General features: G+C 72.2%; 15 protein-coding genes and 1 pseudogene. 7 read left to right on the top strand and 9 right to left on the bottom strand.

The annotated features are described in order from the left end of the window. The first annotated feature begins 216 nt into the window (after positions 1-216). The 3 genes from ACF1G2_RS01850 to ACF1G2_RS01840 all read left to right on the top strand — a co-directional run bounded on the left by ACF1G2_RS01850 (position 217) and on the right by ACF1G2_RS01840 (position 4,205). A complete protein-coding gene (locus tag ACF1G2_RS01850; protein WP_391796328.1) occupies positions 217-1,023 on the top strand; it encodes an N-formylglutamate amidohydrolase in 807 nt (268 codons plus the stop codon). A 42-nt stretch (positions 1,024-1,065) separates the two neighbouring features. Beyond that, positions 1,066-2,658 (top strand): molybdopterin-dependent oxidoreductase, encoded by a 1,593-nt coding sequence (locus ACF1G2_RS01845; RefSeq protein WP_391796327.1) that lies wholly within the window; start codon positions 1,066-1,068, stop codon positions 2,656-2,658. A gap of 101 nt (positions 2,659-2,759) precedes the next feature. Further along, a complete protein-coding gene (locus ACF1G2_RS01840) occupies positions 2,760-4,205 on the top strand; it encodes a glyceraldehyde-3-phosphate dehydrogenase (protein WP_391796326.1) in 1,446 nt (481 codons plus the stop codon). 89 nt (positions 4,206-4,294) lie between these two features. On the opposite strand, the gene mmsB is transcribed toward ACF1G2_RS01840, so the two are convergent. From mmsB to ACF1G2_RS01810, 6 genes and pseudogenes are all read right to left on the bottom strand, one after another. Next, complete coding sequence (gene mmsB, locus ACF1G2_RS01835) at positions 4,295-5,548, bottom strand: multiple monosaccharide ABC transporter permease (protein ID WP_391796325.1); 1,254 nt, start codon at positions 5,546-5,548, stop codon at positions 4,295-4,297. Beyond that, positions 5,545-7,095: pseudogene (mmsA, locus tag ACF1G2_RS01830) on the bottom strand (multiple monosaccharide ABC transporter ATP-binding protein). Before mmsA ends, mmsB begins: the two are co-directional and overlap by 4 nt. Positions 7,096-7,123: 28 nt before the next feature. Then, a complete protein-coding gene (chvE, locus tag ACF1G2_RS01825) occupies positions 7,124-8,230 on the bottom strand; it encodes a multiple monosaccharide ABC transporter substrate-binding protein (RefSeq protein ID WP_391796324.1) in 1,107 nt (368 codons plus the stop codon). A 4-nt stretch (positions 8,231-8,234) separates the two neighbouring features. Further along, complete coding sequence (locus ACF1G2_RS01820) at positions 8,235-9,221, bottom strand: hypothetical protein (protein WP_391796323.1); 987 nt, start codon at positions 9,219-9,221, stop codon at positions 8,235-8,237. Positions 9,222-9,350: 129 nt separating this feature from the next. Then, positions 9,351-10,376: a zinc-binding dehydrogenase gene (locus ACF1G2_RS01815; protein WP_391796322.1), complete on the bottom strand. Its 1,026-nt coding sequence runs from the start codon at positions 10,374-10,376 to the stop codon at positions 9,351-9,353. Further along, a complete protein-coding gene (locus tag ACF1G2_RS01810; RefSeq protein WP_391796321.1) occupies positions 10,373-11,539 on the bottom strand; it encodes a mandelate racemase/muconate lactonizing enzyme family protein in 1,167 nt (388 codons plus the stop codon). Before ACF1G2_RS01810 ends, ACF1G2_RS01815 begins: the two co-directional genes overlap by 4 nt. Before the next feature lie 201 nt (positions 11,540-11,740). On the opposite strand from ACF1G2_RS01810, the gene ACF1G2_RS01805 reads away from it, so the two are divergent. Next, positions 11,741-12,511, top strand: coding sequence for an IclR family transcriptional regulator (locus ACF1G2_RS01805; RefSeq protein WP_391796320.1), 771 nt, complete (start codon positions 11,741-11,743; stop codon positions 12,509-12,511). Further along, positions 12,508-13,356, top strand: a complete 849-nt coding sequence (locus ACF1G2_RS01800) for an SMP-30/gluconolactonase/LRE family protein (RefSeq protein WP_391796319.1) — start codon at positions 12,508-12,510, stop codon at positions 13,354-13,356. Before ACF1G2_RS01805 ends, ACF1G2_RS01800 begins: the two co-directional genes overlap by 4 nt. A 46-nt stretch (positions 13,357-13,402) precedes the next feature. Here the strand turns inward: ACF1G2_RS01800 and ACF1G2_RS01795 are convergent, their stop codons facing one another. Together ACF1G2_RS01795 and ACF1G2_RS01790 are read right to left on the bottom strand one after the other, a co-directional pair. Next, on the bottom strand, positions 13,403-14,221 hold the full coding sequence (locus ACF1G2_RS01795; protein WP_391796318.1) for a hypothetical protein: 819 nt from the start codon (positions 14,219-14,221) through the stop codon (positions 13,403-13,405). Positions 14,222-14,225: 4 nt separating this feature from the next. After that, complete coding sequence (locus ACF1G2_RS01790) at positions 14,226-15,320, bottom strand: AI-2E family transporter (protein ID WP_391796317.1); 1,095 nt, start codon at positions 15,318-15,320, stop codon at positions 14,226-14,228. Between the two features lie 151 nt (positions 15,321-15,471). Between ACF1G2_RS01790 and ACF1G2_RS01785 the strand changes: the two genes are divergently transcribed. Next, the gene (locus tag ACF1G2_RS01785) at positions 15,472-16,323 is read left to right on the top strand and encodes a DMT family transporter (RefSeq protein ID WP_391796316.1); all 852 of its coding nucleotides are present in this window, start codon (positions 15,472-15,474) and stop codon (positions 16,321-16,323) included. Beyond that, positions 16,320-17,537 carry an MFS transporter gene (locus ACF1G2_RS01780; RefSeq protein WP_391796315.1) on the top strand — a complete coding sequence of 406 codons (1,218 nt, stop codon included), beginning with the start codon at positions 16,320-16,322 and terminating at the stop codon, positions 17,535-17,537. Before ACF1G2_RS01785 ends, ACF1G2_RS01780 begins: the two co-directional genes overlap by 4 nt. 83 nt (positions 17,538-17,620) lie before the next feature. On the opposite strand, the gene ACF1G2_RS01775 is transcribed toward ACF1G2_RS01780, so the two are convergent. Beyond that, entirely contained in the window at positions 17,621-20,509 is a 2,889-nt protein-coding gene (locus ACF1G2_RS01775; protein WP_391796314.1) for an NHLP bacteriocin export ABC transporter permease/ATPase subunit, read from the bottom strand. Between the last annotated feature and the right edge of the window lies 1 nt (position 20,510).

Below are 20,510 nucleotides of genomic sequence, written 5' to 3'. Positions count from 1 at the left end.
GCGGGGGCGGGGGGCGCGGGGGGGGGGGGGGGGGCGGCCCGGGGGGGGGGGGGGGGGCGTGGGGGGTGGGGGGGGGGGGGCCCCCCCCCCCCCCCCCCCCCCGTCCGGTCCGCAGGCCGTCGCCGGCCCTGAGCCCACCGCCCATAACCCTTGGCGTCCGGGCCCTGGCTCCGTCGATCATGCTGGTGCCGACGCCGCCGTACAGCGAGGACCGCCGTGACCGACACACCGCACCCCTTCCAGCTCCTCCCCGGAGCGCCGGACTCGCCGGTGCTCCTCCATGTGCCCCACTCCTCCCGTGAACTGCCCCCGGACGTCCGGGACGGGATCGTGCTCGGCGACGAGGAGCTCGCGCGCGAGCTGGACCACATCACCGACGCCCACACGGCCGAGATCGCCGCCGTCGCCGCCCGGACCGCGGCCGCCACGCCCTGGCGGTTCGTCAACCGGCTCTCCCGGCTGGTCGTCGACCCCGAGCGCTTCCCCGACGAGCGCGAGGAGATGCGCGCGGTGGGGATGGGCGCGGTCTACACCCGCACCACGCACCGCGCGGGACTCCGGCCGGACACGTTCGACGCGCGGCCGCTCCTGGACCGCTACTTCACGCCGTACGCGCGGGCCATGACGGCCGCCGTCGAGGAGCGGCTCGCGGCCGCCGGCCGGGCCGTGATCATCGACGTGCACTCGTACCCGACGGAAGCGCTCCCCTACGAGCTGCACGGCGACGGACCGCGCCCCCCGTTCTGCCTCGGCACCGACGCCTTCCACACACCGCCCGCGCTGCTGGACGCGGCGCGGAGGGCGTTCGCGCCGTTCGGCGGGATCGGGACGGACAGCCCCTTCGCGGGAACGTACGTACCGCTGGACCACTACGGCCGTGATCCGCGCGTCACCGCCCTGATGATCGAGATCCGCCGCGACGTCTACATGACGGAGCCCGGCGGCCCCGCCGGACCCGGCCTCGAAACGCTCGGCGCAGCCCTGGCTGCCCTGGTCGAAGAGGCCGGGGCGGCGCGCGGCTGAAATCCCCGGTGCGGCGGCCCTCTCCGGCCGATGCTGGGACGCATGAACGCCACTCGCCCCCTCCGGCCGCCGACCCGAACGGACCGGCTGCTCGCCGCGGTCGGCGGGGTCCTCTCCGGCTATGTCGCCCTGGCCGTCGCCGACCTCCTCGCCGGGTGGATCCGCCACGAGGCGGGCCCGGTCACGGCCGTCGGCGACGCCGTCGTCGACCGGACCCCGACCGCGGTCGAGCAGTGGGCGATCCGTACCTTCGGCCAGAGCGACAAGGCCGTCCTCCTGGCGGGCATCCTGCTCGTCCTCGCCCTGCTCGCCGCCGCGCTGGGGGTGCTCGCGCTGCGCCGGCGCCGGGCCGCGGCCGCCGGCGTCCTCGGCCTCGGTGTCGTCGGCGCCCTCGCGGCCGTGAGCCGGCCCGACTCGGACTCCGTTCTCGACGTCGTGCCCTCGCTCGTCGGCGCGGTGGCCGGAGCCCTCCTGCTGTACGTCCTCGTCGGCCGGCTCCTCGCCCCGGACACCGGGGAGCTGCCGGACGCGGCCGCCCGGGCGGACCGCAGGAGCTTCCTCGTCGTCGCCGCCGCCACGGGCCTCGCGGCGACCGGCGCCGCCGCGCTCGGCCGGGCCTCGGGATCCGTCGCGGGCGAGAGCGCCACGGCGTCCCGCGACGCCCTGCGGCTGCCCCGGCCCGCCTCGCCCGCGCCGGCCGTGCCCCCCGGGGCCCAGCTCGACGTTCCGGGCATCGGGCCCTTCATCACCCCGAACGGGGACTTCTACCGCATCGACACCGCGCTCGTCGTCCCCAAGGTCGACGCCGACGACTGGCGGCTGCGGATCCACGGGACCGGCGTGAGCCGTGAACTCTCCCTCACCCTTCCGGAGCTGATGGCGCGCACGGTCGTGGAGCGGGACATCACCCTCGCCTGCGTCTCCAACGAGGTCGGCGGAGACCTCGTCGGCAACGCCCGCTGGCTCGGTGTACGCCTCGCGGACCTGCTCCGCGAGGCGGGGGTGCGCCCGCCCTCCGAAGGCGGACCGGCCGACCAGCTCGTGGCCCGCTCCGTCGACGGCATGACCATCGGCACCCCCGTCGAGGCCGTGATGGACGGCCGGGACTCCCTGCTCGCCTTCGGCATGAACGGCGTCCCCCTGCCCCTGGAGCACGGCTTCCCCGTCCGCATGATCGTCCCCGGGCTGTACGGGTACGTCTCCGCCTGCAAATGGATCGAATCCGTCGAGCTCACCACCTTCGACGCCTACGACGCCTACTGGGTCCCGCGAGGCTGGGCGGCGCAGGCGCCGGTCAAGACCCAGTCCCGGATCGACACCCCACGCGCGCTCGCCCGCCCGGCGGCCGGCGCGGTCATGATCGCCGGGGTGGCCTGGGCCCAGCACCGCGGCATCGCGCGCGTGGAGGTCAGGGTCGACGACGGCCCCTGGGAGGTGGCACGCCTCGGCGTGGCGGACGGCGTGGACACCTGGCGCCAGTGGGTCCACCCCTGGCAGGCCGCTCCCGGCCGTCACACCCTCACGGTCCGGGCCACCGACGGCACCGGCGCGACCCAGCCCGAGGGGCGCACCGACACCATGCCGGACGGGGCCGAGGGGTGGCACTCGGTGGTGGTGACCGTCGAGGAGTCCTGAGCGGGGCGTGCCCCGGAGAGATCCCGGGGAAGGGCCCCCGAGAAAGATCAAAAGTTCGACGGGTTAGCATATGAGCACCACCTAGCTCGAAAGATGAACTCGTGACTGTCAATGACGACTCGTTCACCAGCTGGAAGAACCGCGAGGAGATCGCGGAGTCGATGATCCCGGTCATCGGGAAGTTGCACCGGGAGCGGGACGTCACGGTCCTGGTCCACAGCCGATCCTTGGTGAACAAGTCGGTTGTCAGCATCCTCAAGACCCACCGCTTCGCCCGCCAGATCGCCGGCGAGGAGCTCTCGGTCACCGAGACCCTGCCGTTCCTGCAGGCGCTCACCACGCTCGACCTCGGCCCGTCGCAGATCGACATCGCGCTGCTCGCCGAGGCCTACAAGAGCGACGACCGGGGTCTGTCGGTGGAGGAGTTCACCGCCTCCGCGGTCGCCGGCGCCACCGGGGACAACAAGATCGAGCGCCGTGACGGCCGTGACGTCGTCCTCTACGGCTTCGGCCGCATCGGCCGCCTCGTCGCCCGTCTGCTGATCGAGAAGGCCGGCTCCGGCAACGGTCTGCGCCTGCGCGCCATCGTCGTCCGCCAGGGTGGTGACCAGGACATCGTCAAGCGCGCCTCGCTGCTGCGGCGCGACTCGATCCACGGTCAGTTCCAGGGCACCATCACCGTGGACGAGGCGAACAGCACGATCGTCGCCAACGGCAACACGATCAAGGTGATCTACGCCAACGACCCGTCCGAGGTCGACTACACGGCGCACGGCATCAAGGACGCCATCCTCATCGACAACACGGGCAAGTGGCGGGACCGCGAGGGCCTCTCCAAGCACCTGCGCCCCGGCATCGACAAGGTCGTCCTGACGGCTCCGGGCAAGGGCGACGTCCCGAACATCGTCCACGGCGTCAACCACGACACGATCAAGCCGGACGAGCAGATCCTGTCCTGCGCCTCCTGCACCACCAACGCGATCGTCCCGCCGCTGAAGGCCATGGACGACGAGTACGGCGTGCTGCGCGGCCACGTGGAGACCGTCCACTCGTTCACGAACGACCAGAACCTGCTGGACAACTACCACAAGGCCGACCGCCGTGGCCGCTCCGCGCCGCTGAACATGGTCATCACCGAGACCGGTGCCGCCTCCGCCGTCGCCAAGGCGCTCCCGGACCTCAAGGCGCCGATCACCGGCAGCTCGATCCGCGTCCCCGTCCCGGACGTCTCGATCGCCATCCTCAGCCTGCGCCTGGGCCGTGAGACCACCCGCGAGGAGGTCCTCGACCACCTCCGTGACGTCTCGCTGCACTCGCCGCTGAAGCGCCAGATCGACTTCACCACCGCCCCCGACGCCGTCTCCATGGACTTCGTCGGCTCGCGCCACGCCTCGATCGTCGACGCGGGCGCGACGAAGGTCGACGGCGACAACGCGATCCTCTACCTCTGGTACGACAACGAGTTCGGCTACTCGTGCCAGGTCATCCGGGTCGTCCAGCACGTCTCCGGCGTCGAGTACCCGACGTACCCCGCCCCGGCGGTCTGATCCGGACCCCCCGGCGCGCACGCGCGAAGGCCGAGGCCCCTGCCGCTTCCCGGCAGGGGCCTCGGCCTTCACCGCGTCCGGCCCCCGGCTCAGGAACCCACCCTGCGCTTGTTCCACACGTCGAAGCCGACCGCGGCGAGCAGCACCAGGCCCTTGATCACCTGCTGCCAGTCCGTACCGATCCCGACGAGGTTCATGCCGTTGTTGAGCACGCCCAGGACCAGGCCGCCGACGATCGCGCCGAGGACCGTTCCCACACCGCCGCTCATCGACGCGCCGCCGATGAACGAGGCGGCGATCGCCTCCAGTTCGAAGTTGATGCCCGCCTTGGGCGAGGCGGCGTTGAACCGGGCGGCGAAGACCAGTCCGGCGAGCGCCGCGAGGACCCCCATGTTCAGGAAGACCAGGAAGGTGATCCTCCTGTCCCGCACACCCGAGAGCTTGGCGGCCGGCAGATTGCCGCCGATCGCGTACACATGGCGCCCCACGACCGCGTTCCGCATGACGTACCCGAAGCCGACCAGGAGCGCCGCCAGGATCAGCAGCACGACCGGCGCCCCCTTGTAGCTGGCGAGCAGCAGGGTGAAGACCAGAACCGTGGCGACCAGCGCCCCGAGCTTCACGGCGAACAGCCCGGCGGGCGCGACCTCCAGGGCGTACTCCCGCTGGCGGCGGCGGTCCCGCACCTCCTGCCACACGACGAAGACCATGAGGGCCAGGCCCAGCAGCAGGGTCAGGTTGTGGTAGTCGGTGCTCGGCCCGGCCTCCGGCAGGAAGCCGTTGGAGACCGTCTGCAGTCCGTCGGGGAACGGCCCGATCGTCTGGCCCTTGAGGAAGATCTCGGTGAGACCGCGGAACAGGAGCATCCCGGCCAGGGTGACGATGAACGACGGAATGCCGAGATACGCGATGAAGAAGCCCTGCATCGCCCCCGCGGCCGCGCCGAGCAGCAGGACGAGCACCACCGCCAGTGGCCACGCCATCCGGTGCTCGACCATCAGCACTGCGGCCACCGCGCCGACGAAGGCGGTGAGCGATCCCACCGACAGATCGATGTGACCCGAGATGATGACGATCATCATGCCGATCGCGAGGATCAGGATGTAGCTGTTCTGCAGGACCAGATTGGAGACGTTGCGCGGCAGCAGCAGGTCGCCGCCCGTCCAGACCGCGAACAGGGCCACGATCAGCCCGAGGGCGATCAGCATGCCGTACTGCCGCATGTTGCCGCGCAGTCCGTCGAGGATCAGCCGGCCGACGCCCGGACGGCCCTCCGCCGGTGGGCGGTCCGGTCCCTTCCCGGTGCCCTCGGCCTGGGCCCCGGCCGTGAGATCGGTGCTCATGCGTGTTCCCTCCTGTCCTTCGTCATGTGCCGCATCAGCAGCTCCTGGGTCGCCTCGGCGCGGGACACCTCACCCGTGAGCCGGCCCGACGCCATGGTGTAGACGCGGTCGCACATGCCGAGCAGCTCGGGGAGTTCCGAGGAGATGAAGAGGACCGCCCTGCCCTCGGCGGCCAGCCGGTCGATGACCGTGTAGATCTCGTACTTGGCGCCCACGTCGATCCCGCGGGTCGGCTCGTCCAGGATCAGCACGTCGGGACCCGCGAAGATCCACTTGCTGAGGACGACCTTCTGCTGGTTGCCCCCGGAGAGCCGGCCGACGGGCTCGAAGACCGTCGGCGCCTTGATGTTCATCGAACGGCGGAAGCCCTCGGAGACCCGGGTCTCCTCGTGCTCGTCGACGATGCCCCGCCGCGCGACCTTGGGCAGGGCGCTCAGCGAGACGTTCCGGTTGATCGTGTCGATCAGGTTGAGGCCGTAGTGCTTGCGGTCCTCGGTGACGTACGCGATGCCGTGCCCGACCGCCTCGGGGACCGTACGGGTACGGATCTCCACGCCGTCCTTGAGGACCGAGCCGCCGCCGTACCGCCCGTAGCTGCGCCCGAACACGCTCATCGCCAGCTCGGTGCGGCCCGCGCCCATCAGACCGGCGACCCCGACGATCTCGCCGCGCCGGACGGTCAGCGAGACACCGTCGACGACCTTGCGGTTCCGGTCGATCGGATGGTGCACCGTCCAGTCCCGGATCTCCAGTGCGGGCGCCGCGTCCCGCTCCGGCTCGTGCGGGGTGCGCTCGGGGAACCGGTGGTCCAGGTCGCGGCCCACCATGCCCCGGATGATCCGCTCCTCGGTGGTCTCCGGAGCCTTCACGTCGAGGGTCTCGATCGACCGGCCGTCCCGCAGGATCGTCACCGAGTCCGCCACCCGGGCGATCTCGTTGAGCTTGTGCGAGATGATGATCGACGTGATGCCCTGACCCTTCAACTCCTCGATGAGAGCCAGGAGTTTGCCGCTGTCCTCGTCGTTGAGCGCAGCCGTCGGCTCGTCGAGGATGAGCAGCTTCACCTCTTTGGCGAGCGCCTTGGCGATCTCCACCAGCTGCTGCTTGCCGACGCCGATGTCCGCGACCCGGGTCTGCGGATGCTCGTCCAGACCCACACGGCGCAGCAGCCGCGCCGCGTGGCGCAGGGTCCGGTCCCAGCTGATCACGCCGCGGGTGGCGTGCTCGTTGCCGAGGAAGATGTTCTCCGCGAGGGAGAGGTACGGCACCAGCGCCAGTTCCTAATGGATGATGACGATGCCGCGTCTCTCGCTCGCCCCGATGTCCCTGAACCGGCAGGGCTCACCCTGGAAGAGCACCTCCCCCTCGTAACTCCCGTGCGGATGCACACCGCTGAGGATCTTCATCAGCGTCGACTTGCCCGCTCCGTTCTCCCCGCAGACGGCGTGGACCTCGCCCGCCCGGACGGTCAGGGAGACGTCCGACAGTGCCGTCACGCCGGGAAAGGTCTTGATGATCGAGCGCATGTCCAGGACGGGTTCCGCCATGGGACACCCACCCCTCTCCGGTCGAGGTCTAGTTGAGGTCGCTCGCCTTGATGTAGCCGGAATCGACCAGCACGGCCCGGTAGTTGGACTTGTCGACGTTCACCGGGTCGAGCAGGAAGGCCGGGACGACCTTCTTCTCGTTGTCGTACGTCGTGGTGTCGTTGACCTCCGGCTTCCTGCGCTCGAAGAGCGCGTCGACCATCTGCGCGGCGACTTTGGCCAGTTCGCGCGTGTCCTTGTAGACGGTCTGCGTCTGCTCGCCCGCGATGATCGACTTCACCGAGGCGACCTCGGCGTCCTGCCCGGTCACGACGGGCAGCGGCTTGCTCGCACTGCCGTAGTCGTCGGACTTGAGGGCGGACAGGATGCCGATGGAGATGCCGTCGTACGGAGAGAGGACCGCGTCCACCCGCTCCTTCGCGTACGAGGAGGTGAGCAGGTCGTCCATGCGCTTCTGGGCCTGGCCGCCGTCCCAGCGCAGGGTCGTCACCTGGTTGAGCCTGGTCTGACCGGACCTGACGACCAGCTGCTTCCTGTCGATGTACGGCTGGAGGACGTTCATGGCGCCCTGGAAGAAGTAGCGGGTGTTGTTGTCGTCGTTCGAGCCGGCGAACAGCTCGATGTTGAACGGGCCCTTCTTGCTGCCGTCCTTCAGGCCCAGCTTCTCGACGAGGTAGCCGCCCTGGAGCTCGCCGACCTTCTCGTTGTCGAAGGAGGCGTAGTAGTCGACGTTCGGCGAACCGAGGATGAGCCGGTCGTAGGAGATCACCGGGATCTTCGCGTCCGCGGCCTGCTGGAGCACGTTGGCGAGAGCCCGGCCGTCGATGGCCGCGACGACGAGGGCGTCGACGCCCTGGGTGATCATGTTCTCGATCTGCGAGACCTGCTGGTCCGGGTCGTCCTCGCCGTACTGGAGCGAGGTCTTGTACCCGTACTTCTCCAGGCTGCTCACCATGTTCCTGCCGTCGGCGATCCAGCGCTCGGAGGACTTGGTGGGCATCGCGATGCCCACGGTCAGCTCCTCGGCGCCCTTCTCCTCCTTGGCTCCGCCCGCGCCGCTCTGGCCGCAGGCGGCGAGTGCGACGGAGAGGGCGGTCGCGAGGACGGTGGCGGAGGCGGCACTGCGGATACGCATGGCATCAGTCCTTGTCGGTGTGGTGGATCGGGTCGGGGAAGCGGTTCAGCGGGCCGGGCAGCCGCGAGCCCAGCGGGGACATCCCGCCGTCCGCGCCGTGCCGGGCCAGCAGATCGAGGGCGAGCCGGCCACGCCGCACCCGCTCGCGGGCGGTGGCGAGCACCGTCTGGCGCAGATGCAGGCCGGAGGGGTAGAGCGAAGGCGCCTTCGACAGACCGAACTTGAGATAGAGCGGTGCGCCGCGGCGGATCAACTCGGCGACCTCGTACATCCGCACGTAGCCGCCCAGGTCGTCGGGCGCCTCGATGTACATGTCCATCGGCGCGGCGCTCACCCGACGGATCTCGGTGAGATGGGCGAGCGGCAGATCGCTCGGCACGTTCACCGAGTCGGCACCCAGGCGCTCGTGCACGGCGTACGCGGCCGGGTTCACGGGGCCGATCAGCGCGGAGACCTTCAGCGTGGTGCCGGCCGGGATCACGCCGCGGCACCGGGCCCGGTGCAGTGTCCACATCACGCCCTCGTCGGCCACCAGCAGGCATCGGACGCCCAGTTCGGTGGCGCGGACGGCGTCCTCCACACAGCCGGCTACCGCGTCGTGGCCGCGGGCGCGCAGGCCTCCGCCCCGGGAGTCGCTGCGGACCGAGCCGCCGATGTCCCAGGTGCCACGAGGGCCGGTGAACAGGCAGATCTCGACGGAGCGTTCGGCGGCGGCCCGGACCATCGCCGAGATCTCGCCGTCCGTCAGCATCCAGACGCCGCTGCCCTGACTGACCCGGTGGACCGGCACGTCGAGCCGTGCGGACTCCTCGAGGACCGCCTCCAGCGCCTCGGGCCCCTCCACCGACGGCACCTCGGTCCGCCAGGTGCCGCCGTCCGGGAAGGCGTGCGGGGAGGCGTCGGCGGGGGAGGGGGCGGGGGAGCCGAGCCCGAGGACGGCGAGGACGTGCTCGCCGGGCCGGCGGGGCGGGGAAGGCGGAGCGTCGGTCACGAGCGTTCCTCCGTGTTCGGTATGTCGGACAAGGTTCGGAAGCGGCGGTACGGGTGGGTCGGTAGGGGGCCGGAGACAGCGGGGCCCGGGGTGGACGCTCGGACTTCGGGCGTGGGGCGTCCCGGGTCGTCAGGGCCGCAGCAGCACCTTTCCGACCTTGGGATCACCCGAGCCCACCAGCTCCATCGCCTGCGGGAACGCTCCGAGCGGCAGCTCGTGCGTCACCAGCCCGGCCAGGTCGAGCAGGCCCGCCCCGAAGGCGCGTACGGCATGGGCCCATGCGGCGGGCGGCGCGCCGAAGACGGTGTGCAGGGTCAGTCGGCGGGTGACGAGCTCCGCGGGATCGAGACCGTCCGCCCCGGGGGCGGGGATGCCCGTGAGGACGACCCGGCCGCCCCTGCGGGCGAGGCCCACGGCGGTGCGGGCGGAACCGGGGGCGCCCGCGGCCTCCAGGACCAGGTCGCACCGGCCGCCCGTCTCCTCGGCTGCCCGGACGACGGAGGTCGCCCCGAACTCCCGCGCCAGTTCCGCCCGTTCGCGCCGGGGCTCCACGACGTAGAGTTCGGCGGGCGACGAGGCCGCCAGCAGCTGGACGGCGATCAGACCCAGGGTCCCCGCCCCGACCACGGCGACACGCTCACCGGGCCGTGGCGCGGCCGCGAGCGTCGCGGCCGCGACACAGGCGGCCGGCTCCAGGAGCGCCGCGGCCGTCAGATCGGCCGCGTCGGGGAGCGGATGAAGGAGCCGGGCCGGAAGCGTCAGCGTGGGCGCCATGGCACCCGGCCGGGTGAAGCCGGTCTCGTCGTATCCGGCCGTACAGAGCGTGGTGTCGCCCGTATGACAACGTTCGCATCCCTGGCACGAGCGGAACCCCTCGCCCACCACCTTCCTTCCGGCGAGGCCCTCCGGAACGCCCTCGCCGACCGCGGCCACCGTCCCCGACCACTCGTGGCCCGGCGTGAGCGGGTACCGCACGAACCCCTCGGGCCGGGTGCCCCGGTACACCTCGCGGTCGCTGCCGCAGACGCCGCTCGCGTGCACCCGTACCAGCGCCTCGCCGGGGCCGGGCGGGAGCGGCTCGTGCGGGACGAGACGGTGGCGCCCCGGTGCGTCGACGACGACCGCGAGGCCGGGGCCGGCCGGCGGGCGGCTCACGACCCGCCGCCCCGCGTCGCGGGGGCGCGCCGCTCCCAGCCGTCGGCCCACAGGTCGAAGCGGGCCTGCTGCTGCGGGAACTCGGCCGCCGCGTCCGTGTCGAGCTCGACGCCGAGGCCCGGCGCGTCCGAGCGGTGGAAGTAGCCGTCCACCACCTGGGGCGCGCCCTTGACCACCTTCTTGATCTCCGCATCCGCGAAGTCGTTGAAGTGCTCCAGGATCTTGAAGTTCGGTGCGGTGAAGCCGACCTGGAGGGATGCGGCGGTGAGCACCGGACCGCCCACATTGTGCGGGGCGACCATCATGTAGTGCGTCTCCGCGGTCGCGGCGAGCTTCCGGGTCTCCCAGATGCCGCCGAGATGACCGACGTCCGGCTGGAGGATGTCGACGGCCTGGCTCTCGAACAGCTCACGGAACTCGATCCGGTCGTGGATCCGTTCACCCGTCGCGATCGGGAGGTCCACCTTGGCCGCCACCTTCTCCAGCGCCTTCAGGTTCTCCGGCGGGACCGGCTCCTCCAGCCAGGCCGGGCGGAACGGCGCCATCTCCCGGGCCAGCCTGATCGCCGTGGCCGGTGAGAAGCGCCCGTGCATCTCCAGCATCAGTTCGGCGTCCGGTCCGATGGCGTCCCGCACCGCCTCGATCAGCGAGACCGCGTACAGCGTGTCCTGGTGGGACAGTTCGAGGTGCCCGGTGCCGAACGGGTCGATCTTCAGGGCCTGGTAGCCCCGCTCGATCACCGCTCGGGCCGCCTTGTGGTACGCCTCCGGGGTCCGCTCGGTGGTGTACCAGCCGTTGGCGTACGCCTTGACCCGGTCGGTGACCTTGCCGCCGAGCAGCTGCCACACCGGTACTCCGAGCGCCTTGCCCTTGATGTCCCAGCAGGCCGTCTCGACCACCGCGATGCCCGACATCACGATCTCGCCTGCCCGTCCGAAGTCGCCGTACTTCATCCGGCGGACCAGGTCCTCGATCGCGAACGGGTCGGACCCGGCGATGTGGTTGGCCTCCGCCTCGCGGAGATAGCCCAGCAGCGCGTCGGTGTGGCCGAGCATGCGGGTCTCGCCCACGCCCGTCAGCCCCTCGTCGGTGTGGACGAGCACATAGGTGAGGTTGCGCCAGGGCGTTCCGACGACATGAGTGCTGATTCCCGTGATGCGCACGGCAGTTGCCCCTCAGTCTCGTTCGAAATTTCGTCACACGTTCGAAATGTAGGCGTGACCGTAGGGGCTGGTCGGGGACGTGTCAACGGATCGCGCGGCCGTTGCCGGACGAAGTGCCCTGTGGTTAGCCTGTGTTCGCGATGCCGGCCGTCGGCCGGAATACCGAACACGGCCGGACACGAGGGATGTGGGGGAGCGGCGATGGGACGACAGGTGCCCGCGGTGGGCCGAGCGCTGGACATACTGGAGCTGTTCCTGACGGGCGACGAGACGCTCTCCGCCCCGGACGTCGTCCGCAGGCTCGGCCTCCCGCGCACCACCGTGCACGAACTGCTCACCACACTGGCGGCCCGCAGCTATCTCGTGCCCGTCCCCGACCAGCCGGGACGCTATCGCCTCGGCGTCCGCACGTACCAGCTCGGCAGCCGGTACGCGGAGCAGCTCGATCTCGCCGCCGAGGGCCGGCAGGTGGCCTGCGAGGTCGCGTCGATCTGCGACGAGACCGTGCATGTGGCGCTCCTGGAGGACACCGACGTCATCTACGTCGCCAAGGTGGACTCCACCCACGCGGTCCGGATGGTCTCCGCGGCGGGCCGCAGGCTCCCCGCGCACTGCACCGCCGTCGGCAAGATGCTGCTCGCCTCGCTGCCGCCGGCCGAGCTGGAGAGCCGCATCGACGGGCGCGAGCTGGTCGCGATGACGCCGAACAGCATCACGGGGCACGACGCCCTGCGCTCGGCCCTCGCCGAGATCCGTGAGCGGGGCGTCGCCGTTGAACACCAGGAGTCCAACCCGGACGTGAGCTGCGTCGCCGCGCCCGTCCGCGACAGCTCCGGGCGGGTCGTCGCCGCGCTCTCCGTCTCCGTCCCCGTGATCCGCTGGAGCGAGGGCCGGGAACGGGAGCTCGCCGCACTGGCAGCCAAGGGCGCCGCCGACCTCTCCGTACGGCTCGGCCACCGCGGCACGCGATGAGCGCGGGCCTCGCGGTCGCGGTCCGCGCGGAGGCGGCACTCGGCGAGGGCCCCACCTGGGACGCGACCGGACAGCGGCTGATCTGGGTCGACATCCTCGGCTCGCGCGTCCACACCTACGCTCCGGCGACCGGCCGGCGCACCGTCATGGCCACCGAGCAGCACGTCGGCGCGGCGAAGCCCTGTGCTGACGGCGGGCTCGTGGTCAACCTCCGTGACGGCATAGGGCGTTACGACGCCAAGGGCGCCTTCGGCTGGCTCCTGCGCGACCCCCGGCCCGGACGGCGCGGCAACGACGCCGCCGTGGCCCCGGACGGCGCGCTGTGGGCGGGCAGCATGCGGTACGACGAGGCGCCCGGCGGCGGCAACCTGGTGCGCCTCGCCCCCGACGGCACCGCCCGCGAGGCGCTCTCCGGGGTGACGGTCAGCAACGGCATCGGCTGGAGCCCGGACGGCTCCCTCATGTACTACGTCGACAGCCCCACGCGCCGCATCGACGTCTGCCCCGCCGGAGCGGAACTGGCCACCTACCGCCGCCCGTTCGTGACCGTCGAGCCTGGCGCGGGGTACCCCGACGGGCTCACCGTCGACGCGGACGGCTGTGTCTGGGTCGCTCTCTGGGACGGCGGCCGACTCCGCCGCTACACCCCGCGCGGCGATCTGGACCGTGTCGTCCCCCTCCCCGTGACGCGCCCCACGGCCTGCGCCTTCGGGGGCGCCGACCTCCGCGACCTGTACATCACCACGGCCCGCACCGGCATCCCCCGCCCCCACCCGTCGGCCGGCTCGCTCCTGGTCCTGCGCAACGCGGGCCACGGCCTGCCGGGCACCGCCTTCGGGGGCTGAGGGTTCCGGCGAGGAAGGCCACAGCCCCTCGTCGGGGGTGACCGAGTCACCGGTGCCCTGATACGTCCCGCTCCGCGGCGGCCGCGTCGCGGTGGGCCCTGCGGGCCGCCGTCGCCGCCTCCTTCGCCGTCCTCCGGGCCGTCCGCTGGGCCGACTTCGCCTCGTGCAGCCGCTCTTCGAGTGCGGCCACCTGCTCGTCCGCCTCGGTCGCCCGGGCCTCCGCCGCCCGGAGGTCCTCGTCCCTGCGGCGTGCTTCGGCGAGCGCCGCCTCCGCGGTCTCCTTCGCCGTCTCCTTGGCCGCCTTCTCCGCCGCTCGCTCCGCCGCGGCCTCGTCGTCCGCGGCACGGGTGGCGGCGGGCTCGGGGCGCGGCGGGACGGAATCCGGGGCGATCGCGCCGAAGCCGACCGGGCCCTGAGGGGGCTTCACCAGACGGCCCGACGACCACTCCGCCGCGATGCCGGGGTCGGCGAGCACCGCGCGGAAGAGCTGCTCGACCTCCTGGCGGACCGAGGCGCTCAGCGGATGGCCCGCCTCCTCGGCGACCGCCGCCGTCTCCCGGACCTCGGCGGCGATCACCTTGTTCTGCACACCCGAGGCCTCGCGCATCCTCGCCGCGTCCAGCAGCCGGGTGGCCTCGCGGAGCGTCTCGCCGAGCGCGAGCAGCCGCCCGACGTCCTCCGGCCGCTCCCGTACGAACCGGTTCGAGGCCCAGGCGGCCAGCGTGGGGCGGCGCAGTGCGGAGATCCGTTTCGCCCCGGCCGCGTCCCCGGACTTCCGCGCCTCGGCCGTACGCGCGTCACGGGCCGCCACGAACTCGTCCGGTGCCACCCCGTACAGCTCGTCGCAGACCTGCTCGACGTCCATGCCCTCACTCCCGTACGGCCGGGGCCGGCGCCCCGGGCTCGCCCTCGGCGGCCTCGCGCGCGTCCCGCAGCTCCGTGTAGACCGACCAGACCACCGACACCAGCGGCACCGCCACCACCGCCCCCACGACACCCGCGGCGATCGCCCCCGCGATCACCGAGATCGCCACCACGAGCGGGTGCAGCCGTACGGCCCAGCTCATCACGATCGGATGCAGCAGATGGCCCTCGATCTGCCCGATGATCACGATCAGGGCGATGACGATCGCCGCCACCCAGGGGCCCTGCGAGGCGAGCGCCACGACGGCGGCGACCGCCAGCGCGATCGGCGAGCCGATCAGCGGGACGAACGCGGCCGCGAACTCCAGCAGCGCCAGCGGGACGGCCAGCGGAACGCCGAGCAGCCACAGGGCGAGACCGACGAGGACCGCGTTCACGGCGGCCACCAGCACGATGCCGTGCGTGTAGCCGGTGAACGTACGCCAGGCCGCCCGGCCGCCGATGTCCATCCGCACGCGCACCGACCCGGGCAGCTGTTCCCTCAGCCACGCCCACTGCCGGTCGCCCGAGTGGATGAAGAAGACCGAACAGAACAGTGCGAGGGCCAGCGTGGTCAGGACCTCCACCAGCCGGTGTGCGCCGCTCATCGCCTCGCTGAGCAGCGCCGAGCGATGGCTGGAGAGGAACTGGCCGATCCTGCCCTGGACGTCCGAGAGCGCCTCCGGGTTCAGCCGGAACGGGGGCCGCTCCAGCCAGTCCTCGATCCGGTCGACGCCGTCCCGGAACTCGCGCACCAGGGTGGTCCGGTCGTGCTCCACCGCCTCGCCGACCAGCGCGAGAATCCCCAGGACCAGCGCGATGCTGCCGAGGATCGTGACGGTCACCGCCAGCGGCCGGGGCAGCCCCTTGGCGACCAGGTCGGCCACCGGGCGCAGCAGCGCGGTGCCCACCAGGCCCAGGAACACGGCCACGCCGATCTCGTGGAAGCGCCCGAGCACGGCGAAGATGCTGTAGATCACCGCCCCGACGACGAGCAGCCGCCACGCGTACGCGGCGGCGGTACGGAGGAACGGGGTCACGTGCGGCGGAGTGCCTTGCATGGCCAACGACGTACCACCCTGGGCCGTGCGGGCCACGCAAGAGGCCCGGTATTCGGCCGACCGGGCTCAGGAGGGGCGCGTACAGGGTGAACCCGGGGCCCGGGCCGGTGTCGGCGCCGGACCGCCGACCGGTGCCGGTGAGGATCGGAGGATGGGCGTCGTTCTGCCGGTCCTCTTCGCGTTCTGCGCCGCGTTCAGCAACGCGCTCGCCACGGTGCTGCAGCGCCGTGCCGCGCTCACCGTCCGTCAGACCGACTCGTTCCGGCCCGGTCTGATCCTCGATCTGCTGAAGCGCCCGCTCTGGCTCGCCGGCATCCTCGCGGTGATCGTCGCCGGTGTCGGGCAGGCGGCGGCCCTGGCGACGGGCCCGCTGTCGCTCGTGCAGCCGCTCTTCGTCCTGGAGCTGCCGCTCGCGCTGCTGATCGCCTCGCTGATGTCACGGGAGCGGCTGCCGTCGGCGCAGTGGCTGGCCGTGGCCGCGGTGGTGGCGGGCCTCGGTGTGGCGCTCATGGCCGCCTCGCCCGACGGCAACCGCACGCACGTGCCGCTGGACCGCTGGGTCCCGGCCCTCGTGGTGTGCGCCGCGGCCGTGGTGGCCCTGACCCTCGCCGGACTGCGCAGGCCGCCCGGCCGGGCCCGTGCCGGGTGTCTCGGTGCCGCCACGGCGATCTGTTACGCGCTCACCGCCGGACTGATGAAGACCTCCATGCACATCCTGGACGAGGACGGTCTGACCGGCTTCCTGACGGCCTGGCAGACGTACGCCTTCTGCGCGGCCGGGATCGCGGCCCTCCTGCTGCTCGAACACGCCATGCAGGGCGGGCCGCTCGTCGCCTCCCAGCCCGCGCTGACCCTGGGCGACGCCACGGTGAGCCTGATGCTGGGCATCCTCATCTACGAGGAGGACGTACGGATGGGATGGTGGCTGGTTCCCGAGCTGCTGGGCGTCGGTCTGATCGTCTTCGGCGTCTTCGCCCTCGCACGGGCCGGGGTGTCGGGATGAGCCGCGCGTCCGCTCCGTCCCGGAGCGCCCCTCGCCGCGACCGGCACCTCGGCTATGTGGCGGCTGCCGTGGTCTTCGCCATCGGCATGGCCGGCACGACGCTGCCCACGCCGCTCTACGGGCTGTACCGCGAGGAGCTCGGATTCTCCGAGCTGATGGTGACGGTGATCTTCGCCAGCTACGCCGTGGGCGTCATCGCCACCCTCCTGCTCGTCGGCAACCACTCCGACACGGTGGGGCGTCGCCCCGTGCTCTGGACGGCGCTGGGACTGGCCGCGGTGAGCGCGGTCTGCTTCCTCCTCGAGGACGGACTGCCGTACCTGTTCGCCGGACGCCTGCTGTCCGGTTTCTCCGCCGGGCTGCTGAGCGGGGCGGGCACGGTCACCGTCCTGGAGCTGGCACGGCCGGACCGGAAGTCCCGCGCGGGGTTCGCCGCGACCGCCGCGAACATGGGCGGCCTCGGCTGCGGACCGCTGATCTCCGGCTTCCTCGCGCAGTACGCCCCGAGGCCGCTGGAGCTTCCGTTCCTGGCGCACCTCGCCATGGTCGCCGTGGGCTGCCTCATGGTGCTTTTCCTGCCGGAGACGGTCGCGGAGCCGCGGCTGTGGACCCGGCCGAGGCCGCAGGGCCTGTACGTACCGGCCGAGGTCCGCGGCGTCTTCACGCCCTCGGCGCTCGCCGCCTTCGCCGGGTTCTCGCTCCTCGGCCTCTTCACCGCGGTGGCACCGAGCTTCGTCTCGCAGACGCTCGGGATCACCAACCTGGCCGTCTCGGGCCTCGTGGTCTTCTCGGTCTTCCTCTCCTCGACCGTGGGTCAGTCGTGGACGTCCAGGATGGCCGTGCGCGTCGCCCTGCCCCTCGGCTGTCTCGTGCTGGTGGTCGGTCTCCTCCTGGTCGGCGCATCCCTCTGGGCGGAGGCGCTGCCGCTCCTGGTGGCCGGAGCGGTCTGCGGAGGGATCGGCCAGGGGCTCGCCTTCCGCGCCGGACTGATCGCCGTCGGCGAGGCGGCCCCGCCCGCGCACCGGGCGGCGACGGTCTCCTCGTTCTTCGTCGTCGCCTACGCGGGCATCTCCCTGCCGGTCGTCGGGGTCGGCGCGCTGACCGAGTGGGTCGGCCTCGACACCGCCGGACTGGTCTTCACCGGCTGCGTGACGTTCCTCGCCACGGCCACCGGCCTCCACCTGGCCCGCGGCATGCGCCACGCGGAGCCCTGACCCGCTCGTCCTGCCCTGACCCGCTCGTCCTGCCCGGGTCCGGTCGTCCTGCCCCTGGCCCGCTCCTGCTCCGGCCCGACCCGTCAGCTCAGCTGGCGGCGGACCAGTTCGTGGAAGAGGCCGGTCGTGTCGGCCAGCAGCTCCGCGGGCGTGCCCTGCTGGACGATCCGGCCGTCCGCCATCGCGATCACCCGGTCGGCGTCCATGATCGTGGACAGCCGGTGGGCGATCACCACACGGGTCGCGTTCAGCGCGCGCGTCGACTCGATGACCACCCGCTGGGCCTCGTTGTCGAGCGCGCTCGTCGCCTCGTCGAAGAAGAGGATCCGGGGCCGGCGGATCAGCGCCTGGGCGATCATCAGCCGCTGGCGCTGCCCGCCCGAGATGGTGCCGCCGCCGTCGGAGAGCATCGTGTGCAGGCCCATCGGCATGGCCTTGATGTCCTCCGCCAGACCCGCCATCGCCGCCGCCGCCCACACGTCCTCCAGGGGGAACGTCTCCGCGCCGCAGATGCAGTCCAGGATCGAGCCGGAGAACGGCTGGGCGTTCTGCAGCACGACACCGCACTGACGGCGCACCGCGGCCTGGTCGAGTGCCGCCAGGTCCTGGCCGTCGTAACGGACACCGCCGGAGGTCGGTGCGTCGAAGCCGATGAGCAGCCGCAGGAGCGTCGACTTGCCGCAGCCGCTGGCGCCGACGATCGCCACGAACTCTCCCGGGCGCACCTGGAAGCCGACGCCGTCGAGGACCGGCGGACCGTCGTCGGAGTAGCGGAAGGACAGGTTCTCCGCTTCGATCGCCCCGCTCAGCACGCCCGGCTGGGCGCTGGAGCCGCGGACCTCCGGCGCCTCCCGGAGCACCGGCCTGACCTGCTCGAACATCGGCTGTACGGCGGCGGCCGACAACAGCGCGCCGGTCAGCTGCGTGACCGACGACAGCAGCATCGTCACCGCCGTGCTGAAGGTGAGGAACTCACTGGCGGACATCGACCCCCGGGCCGGACCGGCGAGCAGCATGAACATCACGAGCGTGCACAGCGGCAGACAGACCGCACCGAGCACCGTGAGGACGTTCTTGATCCGCCCGACGCGCTGCTGCAGCTCACGGGTCCTGGCGAACTCGCCCGCCCAGGCGGCGTACGCGAAGCTCTCGGCCGCCGCCACCCGCAGCTTCGAAAGGCCGCGCAGGGTCTGGAACGCCTGGTTGTTGAGTCGGTTGCCGAGCCGGATCAGCTGTCGCTGGTACCGCAGTTGCCACAGCCCGAGGCCCAGGAACACCGCCGCGACGGCCATCAGCATCGCGAGCGCCGCGAGGGCCAGCGGCACGCTGTAGACGAGCAGCAGGACCAGGTTGACCGTGCCGACGGTGCCCGCCTGGAGGACGACCGGTCCGATGCCGGACAGCACCCTGCGGATGGCGCTGATGCCCATGGCCGCACTGGCCAGTTCACCGGTGGAGCGGCCTGTGAAGAACCGCGTCGGCAGCCGGAGCAGCCGGTCCCAGACCGCGGGCTGGAGGGTCGCCTCGATCCGGCCCTCCATCCGCAGGACGGAGATGTTCTGCAGCAGCATGAAGGCGGCCGAGACGACGCTCGTGGCGACGATGGCCAGCGCCGTCTGCACGATGAGACCGTTCTCCGCCCGGGGCACGTACTCGCCCAGCACCTTGCCCGTGGCGATGGGCACCAGGGCACCCAGGCCGACCGCGACGAGCCCGCTCAGCAGCAGGGTCCGCAGCTCCGCGCGGGTGCCGAGCAGACTGAACCGCAGCAGCGACGGCAGGCTCGACGGCCGGTCGGGCAGCGGACGGTAGAGCATCACGGCGCGTGACTCGAAGGCCGCCGCGTTGGCCCTGCCGACGCGCTCCCGTTCACCTGTGGCGGGGTCGACGGCCTCGTACCGGCCGCGCCGCCACAGCAGCGCGACCGGGCTCGCGTCCTCCTCGCGGCGCCCCACCAGCGGCCCGCTGTACTCCCGCCACCAGCGGCCGCCGAGCCGTACGTCCCGGGTACGGATCCGGGAGGCGAGCGCGACCCGCTCGACGGGGTCGAGGCGCCCGGGCAGGCCGAGCGCCTCCGCCTGACCGGCCAGCGTGATCCGGGCCTCGTCGGCCACCAGCCGGCACACGGCGTACGTCGCGTCGTCGCCCGCCCGCCCGTGCGGGCCACGGCCGGCGGCGCCCGAACCACCCGGGCCGGACCGGCCGATGGAGGCGAGCAGCGCCTGGTCCGCCTCGGTCCTGGCGGCCCGGCCCGCCTCGATCCCGGCCGCCGTACGGTCCTCGTGGGCCCGCTCCAGCTGCTCGATCCAGCTGTCCAGGGCGTACGACAGCCGGAACTGCTGGTCGACCATGCCCTGCCACATCGTCGGGTCGACGAGGAGGGTGCCGGCGGAGTCGTCGCCGTACCCCTCGTACGCCGCTCCGTAGCGCACGCTGCCGGGGGCGATCTGCATCCAGAGCACGTCGTCGTCCGCCCCGCCCGCGTCGTGGCCCGGGCGGCCGTCCAGCGGAGCCTGGTAGAGCACGCGCAGACCACGGCCGATGCCGAGGGAGAAGGCGTGTTCGAGGGGGCTGAGCTGCGGTTGGGCCGAGCCGTACGGATCGGGGTCGGCATACCACTGTCCGTCGTACCACTGTCCCCCGGCGTACGACAGCTCGCGCAGCTCCACCCGACGCAGCAGACACCCCTCCAACGGCCGGCCGATCAGAGTGTGTTCGGGCCCCTCGACCGGTCCGAGCAGCAGCGCGCCCGTCTCCAGCCGGCCCAGGAAGTGCCAGGGTCCGAGCTGTGCGGCGTCGACGGCGAACAGGTCCATGGCGCCCTCGACGACGAGCCACACCACGTGCGGGCCTTCGAGCGAGACGCTGCGCGCACCGGTGCAGTCGACCGCCGTGCCGAGGCCGCCGAGGGCCGCGACGACGGGGTCCGCCACGACCGCGGCCGGATGGGTCGGCTGATGAGGGAACGTCACC

The sequence above is a fragment of the Streptomyces sp. NPDC013457 genome, from assembly GCF_043089925.1.
Classification (GTDB): Bacteria; Actinomycetota; Actinomycetes; order Streptomycetales; family Streptomycetaceae; genus Streptomyces.
The sequence above is the reverse complement of the archived record's forward strand: the minus strand, read 5'-3'. Positions and strand labels throughout refer to the sequence as shown.